This is a genomic window from Reichenbachiella sp. (genome assembly GCF_965233835.1).
Classification (GTDB): domain Bacteria; phylum Bacteroidota; class Bacteroidia; order Cytophagales; family Cyclobacteriaceae; genus Reichenbachiella.
Genome location: NZ_OZ247585.1, coordinates 3657827 through 3673145, shown reverse-complemented (window position 1 = coordinate 3673145; position 15319 = coordinate 3657827). Strand labels below are relative to the sequence as shown.

The following is a 15319-nucleotide window of genomic DNA, read 5'->3' as shown; positions in this document are numbered from 1 at the left end:
TGAAATTATTGTTTGAACTCAGTTTTACAATCATCACAGCAAAAGTTTGTTATTAAATTACCAACCGGGGCCGCAAAGAAAATACCAATGAATATGACTTTTATTGTTTCCAACAGGGGTTTGTTTTTATTTGATATATTTTCCGATTTGCAATTGGGACATTTCAAAACGCCATCAGACAATTGCAGAATTTCCTTGGCTTGTTCTAGGAATTCATCAGGTACCATCACCCTCACACCACTTCCAAAAAGGTTGTAATAATTGGGCATGAGATTGGTAAAATTCTCATTGTTTAGAAAACAAGGAATACCCTCGTGTTCTAATTTGGTTCGCATCAAATTGGCGTCTATGGAATTGTCACAAGTGGTGAGTAAGGTTAGTTTCAATTATTGTCTTTTTAGCTTTACAGAAGTTTGAGACCCAAAAATGTAACCTTCTTTATCTTTATACCTTATTTTATACCAGTAATCTTCCTCATCCCGGATGACCTCCTTTTTTCCTCTGGAAACAATTTCACATTCTGTTTCTATGGGTAGTTTCATGATTACATTTCCGTTATAAGGTTCATCTCTAACCCATGAATTGTCAATTTCAACAATTAATACTTCAATAGGGTTGCTTGGATCAGAAATATCCATCCGGAAATTATCTCCTGTGGCATTAAAAGTTAAATAATTACCATTTTCAATGATATTTAAACTATGAATGCGTGCACTAACCGCATCGTCCAATTCTCTTCTGTAGTTTGGTTTAAATGGCCCCGCGAGTTTATTAGTTTCGATATCAAGAATATAGTAGCTTGATGATGATGAAATGACAACTAATTTTTTATAGCCAAAATGTGACGTACTAAACTCAAAATAAAAATTTTCGGGTAGTGCGAATGCATCGATAAAAGTGCCATCATCAAACTTGTAGAGATAGATATATGGGATTTTCCCATTGTCAAGATTTCTAATTTCTAGACTCAGGTTTTGAGTCAGAAAATCTCTTCTCATGTTCGAAGATTGAGAAAAACCTGAAGAATAAACAAGGCTACATAATAGAACCAAAACAAACTTCATGCTACAACTTTCTTAAACCATTTGATAAATATTTTCACCTCAATTCCACCTCAAAAGGCATTCTGGCCTGCACACCTTGATACTTCTCTAGCTCTTTGATAGCATCTATGTATTTGGCCATTTCTCCGTAGTTGGCATGAAAGATTCGGGTTTCGGTTTCTTCAAGTACTGAGCTAAAGATTTCTTCCCATTTGGATTTCAAGGTAGGGTAATACTTGATCGCATAATCGTCTGAAATGCCCGCTTTCTCAGCGGCTAGGGTTACTGCATCATTGTAAGTACCCAGAATATCTACCAGCCCTCTTTCTTTGGCTTGGCTTCCTGTCCATACTCTACCAGAAGCCACGGCTTTGATGTCGTCTTGCGTCATACCACGACCTTCGGCAGCTTTGCCGGTGAAAGTTTCATAGCCTCGTTCTACTGATGTCTGGATAATTGCTTTTTCTTGTGGATTTAAAGCACTGGATACTCGATACAAGTCTGAGAACTGTCCGGTGCTCACGCCATCGTTGGTGATGCCTAACTTGTTTTCTAAGAAACCACCCAAATTTGGAATCATACCGAAGATGCCGATCGAGCCAGTAATGGTCATCGGCTGAGCGATGATAGTATCACACGGCATCGCCATATAGTAGCCACCTGATGCAGCCATATTCGACATAGAGGCAATGACTGGTTTTTCCTTCTTGGTCAACATGATTTCGTTCCACATTACATCTGAAGCCACCATAGAGCCACCAGGAGAGTTGATACGGATGACAACCGCTTTTACTCTTTTGCTTTCTCTGGCTGCCTTGATCGCTTTTACGAATTTTTCAGAACCAACTGACTCTAAGTCCCCGTTGCCTGACACGATTTCGCCATCTGCCACAATTACGGCTACCTTGTTTGAGGAGTAATCATAGTCAACCGTCTTCATGTAGCTGCTAAGATTGATGAATTTAATTTTGTCATCTTGAGCGAGATCCATTCTCGTTCTGATCATGTCCTTTACCTGATTTTCATAAGCTACCTTGGTGATCAATCCAAACTCAGCAGCATCCTCTGCTTTTCGTACGAGCATCTGATCAGAGATTTCGCGCAAGCGACTCAACTCGATATTCCTTGATGTACTTACATTTTTTAGGATGTTATCATAAATATCATTCACGAATGAAGTCATTTGCTCTTTGTTGGCCTCGCTCATATCCTTTCTGAAATAGGGCTCTACTGCACTTTTGTAAGTACCTACTCGAAAAATTTGAGCCTCGATATCTAGTTTGTCAAACAGTCCTTTGAAGAAGGTGATACTTGCGTTTAATCCATTAAATTCTAAAGTGCCAATGGGATTGAGAACGATCTCGTCGGCTACTGAAGCTACATAATAGTTGCCTTCCGATATAAACTCACCATAACTGTAAATGAATTTTCCAGATGACTTGAAGTCCTCCAGTGCGAGTCTGATTTCGTCCAAGGCGGCATAGCCACCACTGATATATCCGTGCTCTAAATAGATGCCTTCGATGTTGCTGTCATGTTTTGCAGCTTCAATGGAAGCCAAGGTCTTCAAAAGTGGGAGCTGGGTATCTCCTTCGTCCGGAAATATTTCTGCAAAGGGATCTTCCGCAACACGCTCTGAGATCATGCCACTCAGATTGATATATAATACGGAGTTTTCTTCCACTACAGGCATTTCTTCTGAGCCTAAAGCTGCAAATACCCCAATCATAGCTGGAATAAAAACGATAAAGAAGAGGATGCAAAAAATGAATAATGCAGTGATTGTCGAAAGGACAGATTTAAAGAAGGACATAAACTTAGATTTCTTTTATTTTCTATTATTGCAAAACTATTAATTTCAGCTGTAGGCTGACTCAGTTTCAAATTTATTTTATGAGCCAATGCTACTTGCTTTTGGGTACCAACATAGGTGACAAAAAGCACAATTTATTACAAGCAAGGGAATTGATAACGGCGCGTATTGGTGAAATCACTAAACCATCAGCTATTTATCAAACTTCGGCCTGGGGCAAAGAGGATCAGGATGACTTCTTGAATCAGGTGTTGGAGGTGGAGACTGATCTCAGTCCTGAGCATTTGCTATCGGTAGGGTTGGATATAGAAAAGGAATTGGGCCGGATTCGGTATGAGCATTGGGGCGAACGGTTGATTGATATTGACATTCTCTATTACGAAGATCAAGTGATTACCAGTCAGCGTTTGACCGTACCGCATCCTGAAATTCAAAATAGAAAATTTACCTTAGTGCCATTGGTGGAACTTGCACCAGACCACAAACACCCAAAGATGAAGCAAACCAACAAAGACTTGTTGGAGGCTTGTAATGACCCACTTGAAGTGGTAAAAATCGATTAATTATGGAGTATTATGAATACCTATTGATCTTTGGTTCTGGGTTGATCGCCGGATTTATTAATGTAGTAGCTGGAGGAGGTTCATTGCTTACCCTGCCCATTTTAATATTCCTAGGCCTGCCACCAGCCATGGCCAATGGTACCAACAGGGTAGGTATCTTTCTTCAAAATATATTTGCCGTCAGCGGTTTCAAAAGCAAAGGAGTCTCTTCGTTTCGTTTTTCTATTTGGCTGTCTATATCAGCTTTAATCGGAGCTATTTTAGGAGCCAAGATAGCCGTAGATATCAGCGGTGAATTGTTCAATAGAATATTGGCCATCGTAATGATGATGGTAATTGCACTCACGGTATTTAAAAGGAAGAAAAAGAGCGAGGAAGGAGTAGAACTGATGAGCAAAGGACGCCAGACGGCTAGCATAATTGCTTTTTTCTTTGTGGGTATCTATGGTGGGTTTATTCAGGCTGGAGTAGGGTTTATCATTATTGCTGCCCTTACTGGAATCAATCATTTGTCTTTGGTGAAAACCAATAGCATCAAAGTTTTTGTGGCCTTGATCTATACGCTTTTTGCTTTGATCGTCTTCACTTGGGAAGGCCAGGTCGACTGGGTGCTTGGATTGACTTTAGCCGCAGGCACGTCCATTGGAGGATGGTTTGCCAGCAGATGGTCGGTAGACAAGGGTGACAAATGGATTCGTTATTTTTTAATTGTGACCGTATCCATCATGGCGGTGAAGTTGTGGTTCTTTTAGTCTCCCAATAGTTGATCTATAATTTGTGGGTCTTCATCCAAAAGATTCGGGACTGTTCCTATTCCGACTATTTCCCATTGGTGTTGATATACGGATGAATAGCGAATAACCACCTTTGCTTTCTCTGATCGAAACACATTGGCTATAGGATGAGACTTAATTGAATCGTATGAAATATTAATCGGCCAAACTCTAACTCCAGGTTCTATTACTCTGCCTTTACGTAACGATGAGGTGCCAAGCGGGTAGCTGGTTTTCAACGTGTCTTTGAAATAACGAGCAAAACTTGCAGGGTCTAGTTGGTATATGGAGTCTTCAAAAATCACTTGAATGTCTTCTAGAATTGCGGGTCCCATGCCTGTGTTTTTTAATTCTAATTGATATCGAGAATCAGAATTGTTATTCCATAGTTCTAGTTTAGGAAACGACGTCTTCTCCTGATGCTCGCGCATGATTTGTGATTGATAAACGAGCGTGGCCAGCGTAGCTACACTAATAATAAAGGCCGAAACGCTGAAAATCTTATCGCTATCCCATTTAGACATATTGAGTGTTTTTAAGTTTTTGTGAAAATAAGAAATTCTCTAAAAACCTACTATGCTATTTGAGTAATGCTAAGTCCTTCGGAGTATCGATGTCGACTTGAGCCTCGGGATAAGAAATGATTTGTGCGTTCTTGAAATGTTTGTGAATAACCTTTTTGGCTCCTTGATCACCACTCAGATTCAGTAAATCAAGAAATGTCTTTCTATTGAAAATGGCTGGTGCACCGTAGGACTTATCATATCCACAGGCGGTGATCAAATGATCAGATTCTTGATGGAAGAAAATCAGTTCAGTAAGCACCTGTTTGGTTACATGCAATTGATCGCATAGCAAAATAAGGACCTCCTTGGTATAACGATCCTTATTCAGAATTTGCTGAATACCAAAAGATACCGTGCTGCCCATGCCTTGCTGCCAATCAGCGAAGTAGGCCACTGTTGCATCTGTAGGAGATACAATCGGTGCAATTTGCTCATGGTGACTTCCTAAAATCACGAACACCTCATCAGATATAGCAGAAGCTGTTTCGACCACATTTTCGAGCAAAGTTTTTCCTCTGAAGTGTAATAGTTGTTTGGGTTGTCCTAATCTGCTAGAACTACCCGCTGCAAGGATCAATATGGTAGGTGAGGGGCTAATCGGCTTTTCTTTTTGGGAAGAAGTTCTTGAGATATACTTGACGAAATACTTGATCCTCTTTGCCATCTCTGTGATGGATAGGGCCAGTTCTGTACTTGATGAATCCGCCAGATCGGTTGGAGAATTTAGCTTGAATTTCGCTGATGATCGATACGGCAATCTCGTCTGGTGTCTCGGCACCAATATCCAAGCCGATCGGTGCATGGATACGATCCATTTGCTCAGAAGTTATTTCAATTTTGTATTGATCTCTGAGTGTCTTGAATATCTTATTGGCTCTTTTCTTTGGTCCTAGAATGCCTATATAGGGCGCATCACTATCAACGATCTGACGCATCACTTCTTCATCATACTTAAGGTTATGCGACATCAGTACCACTGCGGTGAATGGTGTGATTTTTATTTCCTGATCTACAAACTCTCTTTTGCAGGATTTTAGTTCATTGGCCAACGGAAAGTTGATTGGGACTAAATGGGCTACACATTCGTCGGTTACTCTAACATTCCAACCGAGAACGTGGGCCAGTTCGGTCACCGGTTTGGCGTCAAAACCACCCCCGAAGATAAGTAAGTCAATGCCAGGCTGAATCAGCTCCAGAAATACTTTAATTGGTTGATTGTCTATTTTATATTCTTTGATAAACGGCTTTTGGTTTTCTGCTACTTCCTGGAGATCCGTTACCATTAGATCAATCAAAGGTGAGTTTTTGCCTTCTAGCATTCCTTTGTCATTAAAACTAACCGTTGTACCTACAGGGATGTTTTTAGCAGTTGATTCGAAGACAATGGCATGAGCACCAATGTTATCGTATTTCAAAAATGCTTCTAATTGAGTGATAGGATTTGAACTACTCTCAGGATCAATGGGTTCTATAAGTATGTCAATGATTCCATTGCAGCCCAACCCAATACCCAGCTGATTATCATCATCGTTGGAGGTGTCGTAGGTGACTGTCCTTGATTCCCCACTTAGAATGACTTGGCGAGCTTTTCTCAGTGCGTCACCTTCCAGACATCCGCCACTGATAGAGCCTACCCATCTGCCATTGTCCAGCATGAGCATCCTGGCGCCAGGGCTTCGATAAGAGGAACCTTTAACTTGAACGACAGTGGCTAAAGCCGCTTTTCGTTCTTTGAAATCGACTTTATCATAAGCTTCGAGTATAGTTTTAAATTCTTTCATTTCATTTTTTGAATATCAGTTGTGGTCAATTGATTAGCCTTTCCTCCCCAACTATTTCTAACATAATTTAATACATCCACCAGTTCTTGATCAGACAACGGCACTGGATCCATTACTCCAAAATAAGTTTCACCGTTCACCACTAACTCTCCTTCAAGTCCATTGAGAATAGCACCAACAGCCTTGGATACATCATTTTTAAAATAGTCTGAGTTTGATAGTGGCGGAAATGCACCAGAGAGGCCTTCTCCGTTTTTCATGTGGCAAATCATACATTCATTTTGATAAACTTGTTCACCTCTGGCCAGACTCTCTTCTAAAGATTGACCTTGGGATCGATGGCCAATTATGCAAAACGATAAAGCAACGAAACAAAGTTTCAACACTCCCTTTCCTAATCTGATATCCAATTTTATTGATCTTGATGATGAATAATTATCAACTTAAATATAAGTAAAAGTGGAGGTATATTTATTGCTTCGTGACGAACAACCATCAAGCCCATATCAACGGTAATCAATCACCATTAAATTACGCGTTATGTCAATAGACTGGAATAAGATCAGAAACAATTATCAACTACTGAATCAACGAACATATTTTAACACAGCTTCTTTTGGAGCCATGTCCAATCAAACCGTGCAAGTGCAAAAGGATTGTCTGGAAAGCTGGCAGAACGAAGGTAACCGTTTGAATGAACGGACCAATGAGGCAGCTCAAAGGATTCGTAGGGAAGTTTTAGAAATGACAAATGCGAAAAATCATAGTGTGGCGATTGTTTCGGATGTTAGTACAACTATGAATCAGTTTGCAGAAGTACTTAAAGATAAGCGGAAAATAGCTTTGCTCAAGACGGACTACCCAGCGACCAGTACACCATGGATGGCGAGAGGATTTGAAATTGAATGGATTGAAAGGAAGAAATTCAATTTTGAGTTGAGCGATATTGAAGCAGCCTTAATCAAGGGCGCGGAAGTATTGGTACTGAGTTGGGTGATGTATAACTCTGGTGCCAGGCTTGACTTAAAGTTAATTGGGGAGTTGTGCAAAAAGCATCAGGTGATGTTTATTGTTGATGCTACTCAAGGCTTGGTGGCTAATCCATTGGATTTAAGTGAAACCCATGTAGACATCGTTTTGGCATCGGCATTCAAGTGGATGCTAGGGGGCTATGGTATTTCTATTGCTATTGCCTCTGATGAGTTTGTTTCTAATCATAACCTGCCGTTTGCTGGTCAGAATACGATTATCGATAATGAAAGGGATGTTGAAGCAGAGGATAACTACAGACAAGGGATAGAACGTTTGGAATTGGGTCATTTTAAGATTCAGCAAGTGCTCGCGTTAGAAAACTCGTTGATGGAATTGAAGGATATTGGATATGATAACATTCAGAAGCGGACCACGAAGCTGAGAGACATGCTAAGGAGCTCACTCGAGAAATCTGGAGTTGAAGTAATCACCCCAGAACAAGCGAGTAGTAGCATCATTATGATTGAGGGTACCTCTGAAAGATTGTCGGATTTTGAATCTGCTAACATTGACTTTACTTTTCGCCAAGGGTTGGTTCGGTTAGGTATTTACTTTTACAACAACGAGGAGGATATCGAGCGATTAATTCAAGCCTTGAAATAGAAATTAACTTCATTTGAGCTAATATTACCTTCGGAATATTCTAGAACCCAGCACTTCACCAGATTTATGCTAAACCTCAGTTTTAAGAAAGACATTTTGCCGCATCTGGCAGCAGTATTTATTTTTTTGGTAGTTACCTTGATTTTCTTTGCGCCTGTTGTCTTTGAGGACAAGGAACTCCCTCAGCATGATATTACCCAATGGAGAGGAGGTGCTCAGGAGTTGATTGATTACAGAGAGAAAACAGGAGAAGAGGGGCTTTGGACTAATTCAATGTTTGGCGGGATGCCAGCCTATTTAGTCAGTATTAAGTTTTCGGGAGAATTCCTCAGTTACCCCTATGAAATTTACAAATTAGGATTACCAAACCCATTGTATTTGGTTTTTACCGCGCTGCTCTCTTTCTACATCATGATGAGATGTTTTCAGGTAAGAACTGGTCTGGCTGTGGCTGCAGCACTGGCGTTCGGTTTTACTGGATTTATAATTATAAGTGTGGGTGCTGGTCATAATATGAAAGTTGCTGCAGTGGCGTTTATGCCTCTGGTACTTGGGGGAATTCACTTAGCTTTAGACAGAAACAGGATTTGGGGGGCTATAATTACAGCATTGGGATTAGCCATGCAGCTCAAATTTAATCACCTGCAGATCACCTACTATTTGCTTATTCTCACGGTGCTCTATGGAATATTTGCATTGATTGCCGCTATTAAGCAGAATACACAAAAAGAGTTTTTTAAAACCATTGGTATGTTGGTTATAGCAGCATTTTTGGCTGTCGGGGCCAATTTTGGAAAATTATGGTCTGTAATTGAGTATAGTCCATACTCGATTCGAGGAAAAACTGAATTATCGGCTGATGCCAACGATCGATCATCTGGTTTGGACAAAAGCTATGCCTTTCAATATAGTAATGGAATTTTCGAACCAATAGTGCTATTCATTCCCAATTATTTTGGAGGATCATCAAGACAGGATCTAGGTAATAATTCTAATCTTGAAGAAGCCTTGCGCAAAAATGGATTAGACAATAGACAAATAGCCAATCAAGTAAAAAATGCTCCTGCCTATTGGGGAGACCAGCCACTCACGGCACCTTACTATGCAGGCGCCATTGTAGTGTTCCTATTTGTTTTAGGAATGTTAGTCTTGGAAGGTAGGATTAAGTATTGGTTGATAGCTGGGGTTGCAGTCGGCATTGTATTAAGTTGGGGAAGCAACTTTGCTTCACTCAATTATTTGCTCTTCGATTACCTGCCTGGATATAACAAGTTTCGCTCGGTTACCTTCACTATTATTATGACTGTTTGCTGCTTGGTTATTGGAGGATTCATAGGGTTGGAAAAAGTGCTTTCGATGAGCTGGTCGAAACAGTTACAACAGAAATTGTTGATTGCATTTGCAGCAACTGGAGGATTTGCTTTATTAGCCTCTCTTTTTGCTGGAATTGGTGGTTATTCGGGAGCAGTTGATCAGCAACTAGCCGCATACCCAGAGTGGTTTCTTACTGCTCTAAAAGCAGACCGTCAGAGTTTACTTCAAGCAGATGCCTGGCGTACTTTCTTCTTCGTTATGGCAGCAGCAGTGCTGATTTGGCTGAGTCTCAAAGGTAAATTGAAAAGTCAGATGGCAGTGATCGCACTTGCTTTTCTAGTTGGCTTGGATATGTTCACCGTGAGCAAACGATTCATTTCAAATGACTCTTTCGAGCGTAAATCGAAAAATCATGGATTTGCGGCTTCAGAGGCGGATCAGCGTATATTGAAGGATAGTGATAAGAGCTACAGGGTGTACAATTTGATCAATGGTTTTAATGATGCGAAAACGTCTTATTTCCACCAGTCCATTGGGGGGTATCATGGAGCAAAAATGAGAAGATATCAAGACTTGATTGAGGAGGCTATTTCGCCTGAGACTTCAATGTTAATTGATGGTTTGCAAAAGGGAGTTCCGGCATTTGATCAAATTGATGTGTTAAATATGCTGAATACAAAATACTTTTTGGCAGGTACCACGGCGAATGCTGTAATTCCGAATCCAGCTGCGAATGGAAATGCGTGGTTTGTTTCCGATGTAGTGGAGGTGACTTCTGCAGATGAGGAGATGGAGAAAGTAAATTCCATGGATACTAAATCAACTGCGGTTATAGACGGATCCAAATTTGACCTGAGTCAAACATCATATGGAGCAAATGGTACGATAGCACTAGAGGATTACAAGCCCAACCGATTGACCTACATTTCTGATAATTCAGAGAACGGATTCGCTGTGTTTTCTGAGATCTATTACGAGAATGGATGGGTAGCTAGAATTGATGGAAACGAAGTGCCGATTCATCGAGTTAACTATGTGCTAAGAGGTTTGGAAGTTCCATCAGGTAAGCATCAAATTGAATTTGAGTTTAGACCAAAATCTTATTACACGGGCAATGTTATTTCCGGTATTTCGAGTGCCATATTAATGCTCCTCTTTCTTGGAGCCATTGGGCATTCGGTTCGAAAAGAACAGTCTTAACGAATGAGTTTTTGATAGTACGCTATTCCGAATTCACTGGAAGGGTAATTGTATTTGCTCGCAATAGCTTTGGCACCATTTTCACCACATTGCTTACGTAGTTGAGTATTGTTGTAGAGGTCAATGAATTGTTTGGCAAAGTCTAACGAGTCCTCCGATTCGTGAATGAGCCCCCACTTTTCGTTTTCAATAAGATTTTTTTGCGCAGTGCAATTACTGGCTAAAATGGGTTTTCCGAGCATGGCATACTGGAATAATTTATTAGCATAGGTTGTGTCGTGATGAATGTTTCTAAGCAGCGGACATATACCAATATCGGATAGGTAAATGTAATCAGAGAGTATACTTTCTGGTTGCCATCCTTCAAAAGAGATATGCTGATCTACATTCATTTGCTTAGCCAAGTCGCGTAGTGCCTGATCGTTATTGCTTGCGCCCACAACTATTAGATGAAAGTTTGAAATCTCTTTCAATATCAACGGAATAGCTTTTATCACAGATTCTATCCCTCTTCTTTTTCCTGTATCACCAACGTAAATAGCATTGAAATTGCCTTTGAATTTATTGATAAGCCCAAAGTCGTAGGCTGCCTTTTCAAAAGATGGGTCTGTGAAATTTGGGAGCACTAGTGTTTTTGAAGGAGCAGCTCCGGTTCTCTGTTCGAGTTCGTTTTTCGCATCACTGGTTACTACAATAATACCATCCGACTTTAAGATGAACTCTTCCTCTTTTCGCTTCCAAACCGATGGCTTGATTAATAGTTTGCCTAAGCCACTTTGAAGGTGTGGGTAGAACTTCATGATCTCAGGTACATTTTCATGAATGTCTAAAATCACAGGGATGCGCTGCTTGGAGGCAAGGTTGTATACAGGTTCTGCCAGGTACATATTGTGCAAATGGATAACGTCCGGCTTAACCCGACTCATAAAATCAAGGAGTTTTCCTTTAATGAGCGAATGGTATAGAGGAATGGTATAAGCCAGAGCGGATACTTTATACATCCATTTTTTGCAGTAGTATCTGTGTACATGTATGCCCTTGTATATTTCAATACCAGCATTTTGTTTTTGATAGGTGACGCAAAAAAGGTGAATTTCAGCCCCTTCAGAAAGAAGGTATAGTGCCTGGTTCTCTATTCTTGGATGAGTCGGGTATTCTCCATGGAATACCATGCCTATGATGGGTTTATTGTTCATGGCCTCATCCATGTTCTACTAATTGTTTAATTTTCTCATAGACCCGCCTTGCACTCTTATCGTCAGGGTATTTATGGAATCTTTCTCTTATTTTCTCTCTTTTTTCGGCGTCTAATTGAGGGTTATCCAAATATTTTTTGATCTGAATCAGGAAGTTTTCAAAATCATAAACTTTAGCTCCTGGTGTCACTTCATCATAGTTGAAATTCAAACCACGATATTCTGAAAACCATTCCAAATCATATGGGACAAATAGGGTAGGCGTATCGATCAAGAGTCTGTCTATGTAAGAACTGCTATAATCTGTGATGAGCAGGTCAATCACCGACATTAACTCGTTAATTTCTTGAACAACATCTCCGTCACAAACTTTGATCCATTCGTTTTCTTCTAAATTATGCTCGACCAATTCGTTCTTATGAATTCTCAGCAACATGATGATATTGTTTTTACTCAAAAAATCGATCATTTTTTTCAGATCAAAATCCCCAAAGGGAAAGAGCTTTGTTTTTCCACTATCTCGGAATGTAGGGGCATACATCAGTACTTTTTTGTTTTTGATGTATGGTATGGTATCGATGATTTTATGGTTAGTGACGAAAGTGAAATCATTTCTCGGGTAGCCCGTTACCCACATATTCTCGCGTTTGGTGCGATAGCATGCGCTCATAATATCGGCCTCTTCTTCTGACATGACTACCAACCCATCAAAGTTTCCCAATACCTGGCTCTTTTGTTTTTCTGTTAAAAAGTGGCTGTCTATTCCTAGTTTTTTTATAGGAAACCCATGCCAAACATTTATCAGTGCTTTGTCTGTGTTGGTGCATTTGAATGGCGTGACATCATATGGTCCATGAGTGAGAACAAAGGCTTTTGCATATATTACTTTGAATAGGGCACGGAAAGAGTATGCATAAAAGAAATTATCTGGATAATCCACTTTGTGCTTTTTATACTCCTTGTAATTTCTGGTAATGAAATAGGGTTCAAGCTCAGTGTTGGATTGAAGCATATAGACAAACAAAGCTTTGCTGTTGCCATTAATATTTGTTCCGGCAGAGCTTCCAAGAATAATTTGTGTCTTGCGACGCTTGTCAACTTTTGAAATTATGATTTGAAGAATCCTTAAAAAAAGACCATAAATCTTAATCAGTCGTTTGCTCATAGGAGAGTTTTGCTTTTTGCGCCAAAACTAATCTAAATGCCCCAACAATGCAGAGATTATCTAGCTTACAATTCAGGGGGTCATGAGGCTATCACAAAAAATATTATCTTCGCCACTTTAATGAATTAATCTATGAGTGATAAAGAATTTTGGGAAGACTTTTATTCTAATAAAAAAGGGACCCTAAGCCCTTCGCCTTTTGCTGAGTATGTTTTGAAAGAACATCAACTGAAGGGCTCTTTAATTGAGCTTGGATGTGGAAATGGCCGGGATAGTATCTTTTTTATTAAGAATAAATTGGAGGTGTTTGGCACGGATCAGTGTGAAACTACTATTGGTAGATTGAATGACTTAGACCTGGAAGGAGGAAAGTTTGAGGTCAAAGATTTCACTGCTCTTGGCGAACTTGGAAAGTTCGATAACATCTATTCCAGATTCACTTTACATTCTGTATCTGAAAAGCAGGCTTCTCAAACATTAGCTTGGGCATTTGATTCACTCAATGTTGGAGGAAAACTCTGCATTGAAGTTCGAAGTATTCATGACGAATTATTTGGAGAAGGTACAGAGGTAGAAAGAGACGCATTTGTGACCGATCATTACAGAAGATTCGTAAGAATTGATGAGCTCACCAAAGAGCTTCAGGCACTTGGTTTCAAAATTGAATATTCAGAAGAATCGAAAGGGTTTGCTGTGTATAAAAATGAAGATCCAGCTGTGATTAGAGTGGTGGCTACAAAAAGCTAGTTTTGAACATAATAGTTCTTATATACAACAACTGCTGATTTTTATAGGACTATGGATGAACTTATCTACAACAGACAATATTTATTGTGCGATGAGCCTGTTAGCTTTTTAGAAGGGTGGAATCAAAAGCCGGTAGGAGATAGTTTAACGCTTTATGTTCATCCTAACCTCGATTTGCATCAAGTCGGTGCCGCTGACAGGAAATTAACTTTGGTGGGTGATCTCTTTGACCCACATCACCCCAAGAAATCCAACCAAGAAATCCTTCAGTCCCTAGCCAATGAATCATCATTTAATGATGTACTCACGGCTACTTTTGACTTGGCGGGAAAGTTCATTCTGATTTACCAAGACAGTCGAGATTTAAAATTATTCCATGATGCAGTGGGACTGCGAGAGGTATTTTATTGGAAAGGGAAGCCCAATACGCCATGTGCTTCGCAGCCTACCTTGTTTGCTCAATACAAAAAAATACAACCAACTACTGATTCATTAGCTTCAGCATTTTACTCTTCTTCAGCATTTTATGAGAGAAAAGAGCGAATTTCAGAGACCACTCAGTACGAAGGATTATGGCACTTGCAGCCTAATTATTATCTTGATTTAAGGTGTGGAAAGGCTAGTCGATATTTTCCCAATGAGCCATTAAAAAATATTGGATTAGAGGTAGCTGTGGACCAATCAATTTTATATCTGAAGGGTATTTTTGAATCCATGGCTTATAGATATCGCCTGATGATTGCTGTGACGGCAGGTATGGACAGTCGGATAATGTTAGCCCTGAGTACTCACCTGACGCAAGAGGCTTTTTATTTCATCTTGAAATCAGATAGGCTGAAAAAAGACAGTCTGGATATTACAACTCCACAAAGGTTGTTAGATAAAATGGGTTTGCCATTTCATATTTTGAAACAGGGCGAGCAAGTGTCTGAGACAGTCAGAGATACTCTACTTCAAAATGTGGAGTTGATGCTTCATCGTCATTTCAATTTTTGGTACAATGTTTTCTATCAGAAGAAAGGCTACTTGAATATCACCTCAGTTAGCGAGTTTGCACGAAACTACTATCACTATGAAGCTGACCCTAAGAATCTTTCAGGAGACGACTTGGCTAATTTGAATAAATTCAAGGGAGACATATTCGTGTCTGGGGTTTACAATAAGTGGTTGGCCGAAAGCCGAAAGAGCTTTGATGAAAAAGGATACAACGCCTTGGATATGTTTTACTGGGAAGAAAAAATGGGTAATTGGCTGGCGAATGGTCGATCTTCCATGGGATCAGTTATTGAAGATTTTTCACCTTTCAATTGCAGAAACCTGATGATCAATTTCTTGGCTGTAGATGAAAAACATCGAGGAAGATACAATTCAATTTTCCATAAGAAAATTATAGAAAAGTTGTGCCCAGAAGCACTACAAGAACCCATTAATGGTAGCCATAAATATCAAGTAATCAATGCATTGATCAAACTAGGTATATACCCACTATACAAAAGATTACAGCTAATGCTAAAGTCTTGATT

At 39.8% G+C, this 15319-nt stretch carries 15 protein-coding genes; 6 read left to right on the top strand and 9 right to left on the bottom strand.

Translation table 11 applies throughout. The features are described from left to right. Positions 1-5: 5 nt before the first annotated feature. The 3 genes from ACO6S2_RS15620 to sppA all read right to left on the bottom strand — a co-directional run bounded on the left by ACO6S2_RS15620 (position 6) and on the right by sppA (position 2856). Entirely contained in the window at positions 6-386 is a 381-nt protein-coding gene (locus ACO6S2_RS15620; RefSeq protein ID WP_422359492.1) for a DUF2007 domain-containing protein, read from the bottom strand. Further along, positions 387-998, bottom strand: coding sequence for an SH3 domain-containing protein (locus ACO6S2_RS15615; protein ID WP_422359491.1), 612 nt, complete (start codon positions 996-998; stop codon positions 387-389). A gap of 100 nt (positions 999-1098) precedes the next feature. After that, positions 1099-2856 (bottom strand): signal peptide peptidase SppA, encoded by a 1758-nt coding sequence (sppA, locus tag ACO6S2_RS15610; RefSeq protein WP_422359490.1) that lies wholly within the window; start codon positions 2854-2856, stop codon positions 1099-1101. An 80-nt stretch (positions 2857-2936) separates the two neighbouring features. On the opposite strand from sppA, the gene folK reads away from it, so the two are divergent. Then, entirely contained in the window at positions 2937-3419 is a 483-nt protein-coding gene (gene folK / locus ACO6S2_RS15605) for a 2-amino-4-hydroxy-6-hydroxymethyldihydropteridine diphosphokinase (protein WP_422359489.1), read from the top strand. A gap of 2 nt (positions 3420-3421) precedes the next feature. After that, positions 3422-4171, top strand: coding sequence for a sulfite exporter TauE/SafE family protein (locus ACO6S2_RS15600; RefSeq protein WP_422359488.1), 750 nt, complete (start codon positions 3422-3424; stop codon positions 4169-4171). On the opposite strand, the gene ACO6S2_RS15595 is transcribed toward ACO6S2_RS15600, so the two are convergent. From ACO6S2_RS15595 to ACO6S2_RS15580, 4 genes are read right to left on the bottom strand one after another with little or no spacing between them, the layout of a single operon-like run. Further along, positions 4168-4716: a hypothetical protein gene (locus ACO6S2_RS15595; RefSeq protein WP_422359487.1), complete on the bottom strand. Its 549-nt coding sequence runs from the start codon at positions 4714-4716 to the stop codon at positions 4168-4170. The genes ACO6S2_RS15600 and ACO6S2_RS15595 overlap by 4 nt on opposite strands. 55 nt (positions 4717-4771) lie before the next feature. Beyond that, positions 4772-5422, bottom strand: a complete 651-nt coding sequence (locus ACO6S2_RS15590; protein WP_422359486.1) for a nucleotidyltransferase family protein — start codon at positions 5420-5422, stop codon at positions 4772-4774. After that, entirely contained in the window at positions 5352-6539 is a 1188-nt protein-coding gene (locus ACO6S2_RS15585) for an XdhC family protein (protein ID WP_422359485.1), read from the bottom strand. Before ACO6S2_RS15585 ends, ACO6S2_RS15590 begins: the two co-directional genes overlap by 71 nt. Beyond that, complete coding sequence (locus ACO6S2_RS15580) at positions 6536-6925, bottom strand: c-type cytochrome (protein ID WP_422362451.1); 390 nt, start codon at positions 6923-6925, stop codon at positions 6536-6538. Before ACO6S2_RS15580 ends, ACO6S2_RS15585 begins: the two co-directional genes overlap by 4 nt. A 154-nt stretch (positions 6926-7079) precedes the next feature. On the opposite strand from ACO6S2_RS15580, the gene ACO6S2_RS15575 reads away from it, so the two are divergent. Further along, positions 7080-8174: an aminotransferase class V-fold PLP-dependent enzyme gene (locus tag ACO6S2_RS15575; RefSeq protein WP_422359484.1), complete on the top strand. Its 1095-nt coding sequence runs from the start codon at positions 7080-7082 to the stop codon at positions 8172-8174. A gap of 66 nt (positions 8175-8240) precedes the next feature. Then, entirely contained in the window at positions 8241-10688 is a 2448-nt protein-coding gene (locus ACO6S2_RS15570; protein WP_422359483.1) for a YfhO family protein, read from the top strand. Here ACO6S2_RS15570 and ACO6S2_RS15565 read toward each other — a convergent pair. Both ACO6S2_RS15565 and ACO6S2_RS15560 read right to left on the bottom strand, forming a co-directional pair. Continuing rightward, positions 10685-11896 carry a glycosyltransferase family 4 protein gene (locus ACO6S2_RS15565; protein WP_422359482.1) on the bottom strand — a complete coding sequence of 404 codons (1212 nt, stop codon included), beginning with the start codon at positions 11894-11896 and terminating at the stop codon, positions 10685-10687. The two genes, ACO6S2_RS15570 and ACO6S2_RS15565, sit on opposite strands and share 4 nt — an antisense overlap. Then, positions 11889-13049: a CDP-glycerol glycerophosphotransferase family protein gene (locus tag ACO6S2_RS15560; protein ID WP_422359481.1), complete on the bottom strand. Its 1161-nt coding sequence runs from the start codon at positions 13047-13049 to the stop codon at positions 11889-11891. The genes ACO6S2_RS15565 and ACO6S2_RS15560 overlap by 8 nt, the downstream gene beginning before the upstream one ends. 132 nt (positions 13050-13181) lie before the next feature. Between ACO6S2_RS15560 and ACO6S2_RS15555 the strand changes: the two genes are divergently transcribed. Both ACO6S2_RS15555 and ACO6S2_RS15550 read left to right on the top strand, forming a co-directional pair. Next, on the top strand, positions 13182-13796 hold the full coding sequence (locus tag ACO6S2_RS15555) for a class I SAM-dependent methyltransferase (RefSeq protein ID WP_422359480.1): 615 nt from the start codon (positions 13182-13184) through the stop codon (positions 13794-13796). A gap of 51 nt (positions 13797-13847) precedes the next feature. Continuing rightward, positions 13848-15317: a hypothetical protein gene (locus tag ACO6S2_RS15550; protein WP_422359479.1), complete on the top strand. Its 1470-nt coding sequence runs from the start codon at positions 13848-13850 to the stop codon at positions 15315-15317. Positions 15318-15319: the final 2 nt, after the last annotated feature.

Excerpts from the sequence above, each read along its gene's own strand:
- ACO6S2_RS15560 (WP_422359481.1), bottom strand. The coding sequence starts at position 13,049 with ATGAGCAAACGACTGATTAAGATTTATGGTCTTTTTTTAAGGATTCTT.
- ACO6S2_RS15615 (WP_422359491.1), bottom strand. The coding sequence starts at position 998 with ATGAGAAGAGATTTTCTGACTCAAAACCTGAGTCTAGAAATTAGAAAT.
- ACO6S2_RS15600 (WP_422359488.1), top strand. The coding sequence starts at position 3,422 with ATGGAGTATTATGAATACCTATTGATCTTTGGTTCTGGGTTGATCGCC.
- ACO6S2_RS15590 (WP_422359486.1), bottom strand. The coding sequence starts at position 5,422 with ATGGCAAAGAGGATCAAGTATTTCGTCAAGTATATCTCAAGAACTTCT.
- sppA (WP_422359490.1), bottom strand. The coding sequence starts at position 2,856 with ATGTCCTTCTTTAAATCTGTCCTTTCGACAATCACTGCATTATTCATT.
- ACO6S2_RS15565 (WP_422359482.1), bottom strand. The coding sequence starts at position 11,896 with ATGGATGAGGCCATGAACAATAAACCCATCATAGGCATGGTATTCCAT.
- ACO6S2_RS15585 (WP_422359485.1), bottom strand. The coding sequence starts at position 6,539 with ATGAAAGAATTTAAAACTATACTCGAAGCTTATGATAAAGTCGATTTC.
- ACO6S2_RS15575 (WP_422359484.1), top strand. The coding sequence starts at position 7,080 with ATGTCAATAGACTGGAATAAGATCAGAAACAATTATCAACTACTGAAT.
- ACO6S2_RS15555 (WP_422359480.1), top strand. The coding sequence starts at position 13,182 with ATGAGTGATAAAGAATTTTGGGAAGACTTTTATTCTAATAAAAAAGGG.
- ACO6S2_RS15570 (WP_422359483.1), top strand. The coding sequence starts at position 8,241 with ATGCTAAACCTCAGTTTTAAGAAAGACATTTTGCCGCATCTGGCAGCA.
- ACO6S2_RS15595 (WP_422359487.1), bottom strand. The coding sequence starts at position 4,716 with ATGTCTAAATGGGATAGCGATAAGATTTTCAGCGTTTCGGCCTTTATT.
- ACO6S2_RS15550 (WP_422359479.1), top strand. The coding sequence starts at position 13,848 with ATGGATGAACTTATCTACAACAGACAATATTTATTGTGCGATGAGCCT.
- folK (WP_422359489.1), top strand. The coding sequence starts at position 2,937 with ATGAGCCAATGCTACTTGCTTTTGGGTACCAACATAGGTGACAAAAAG.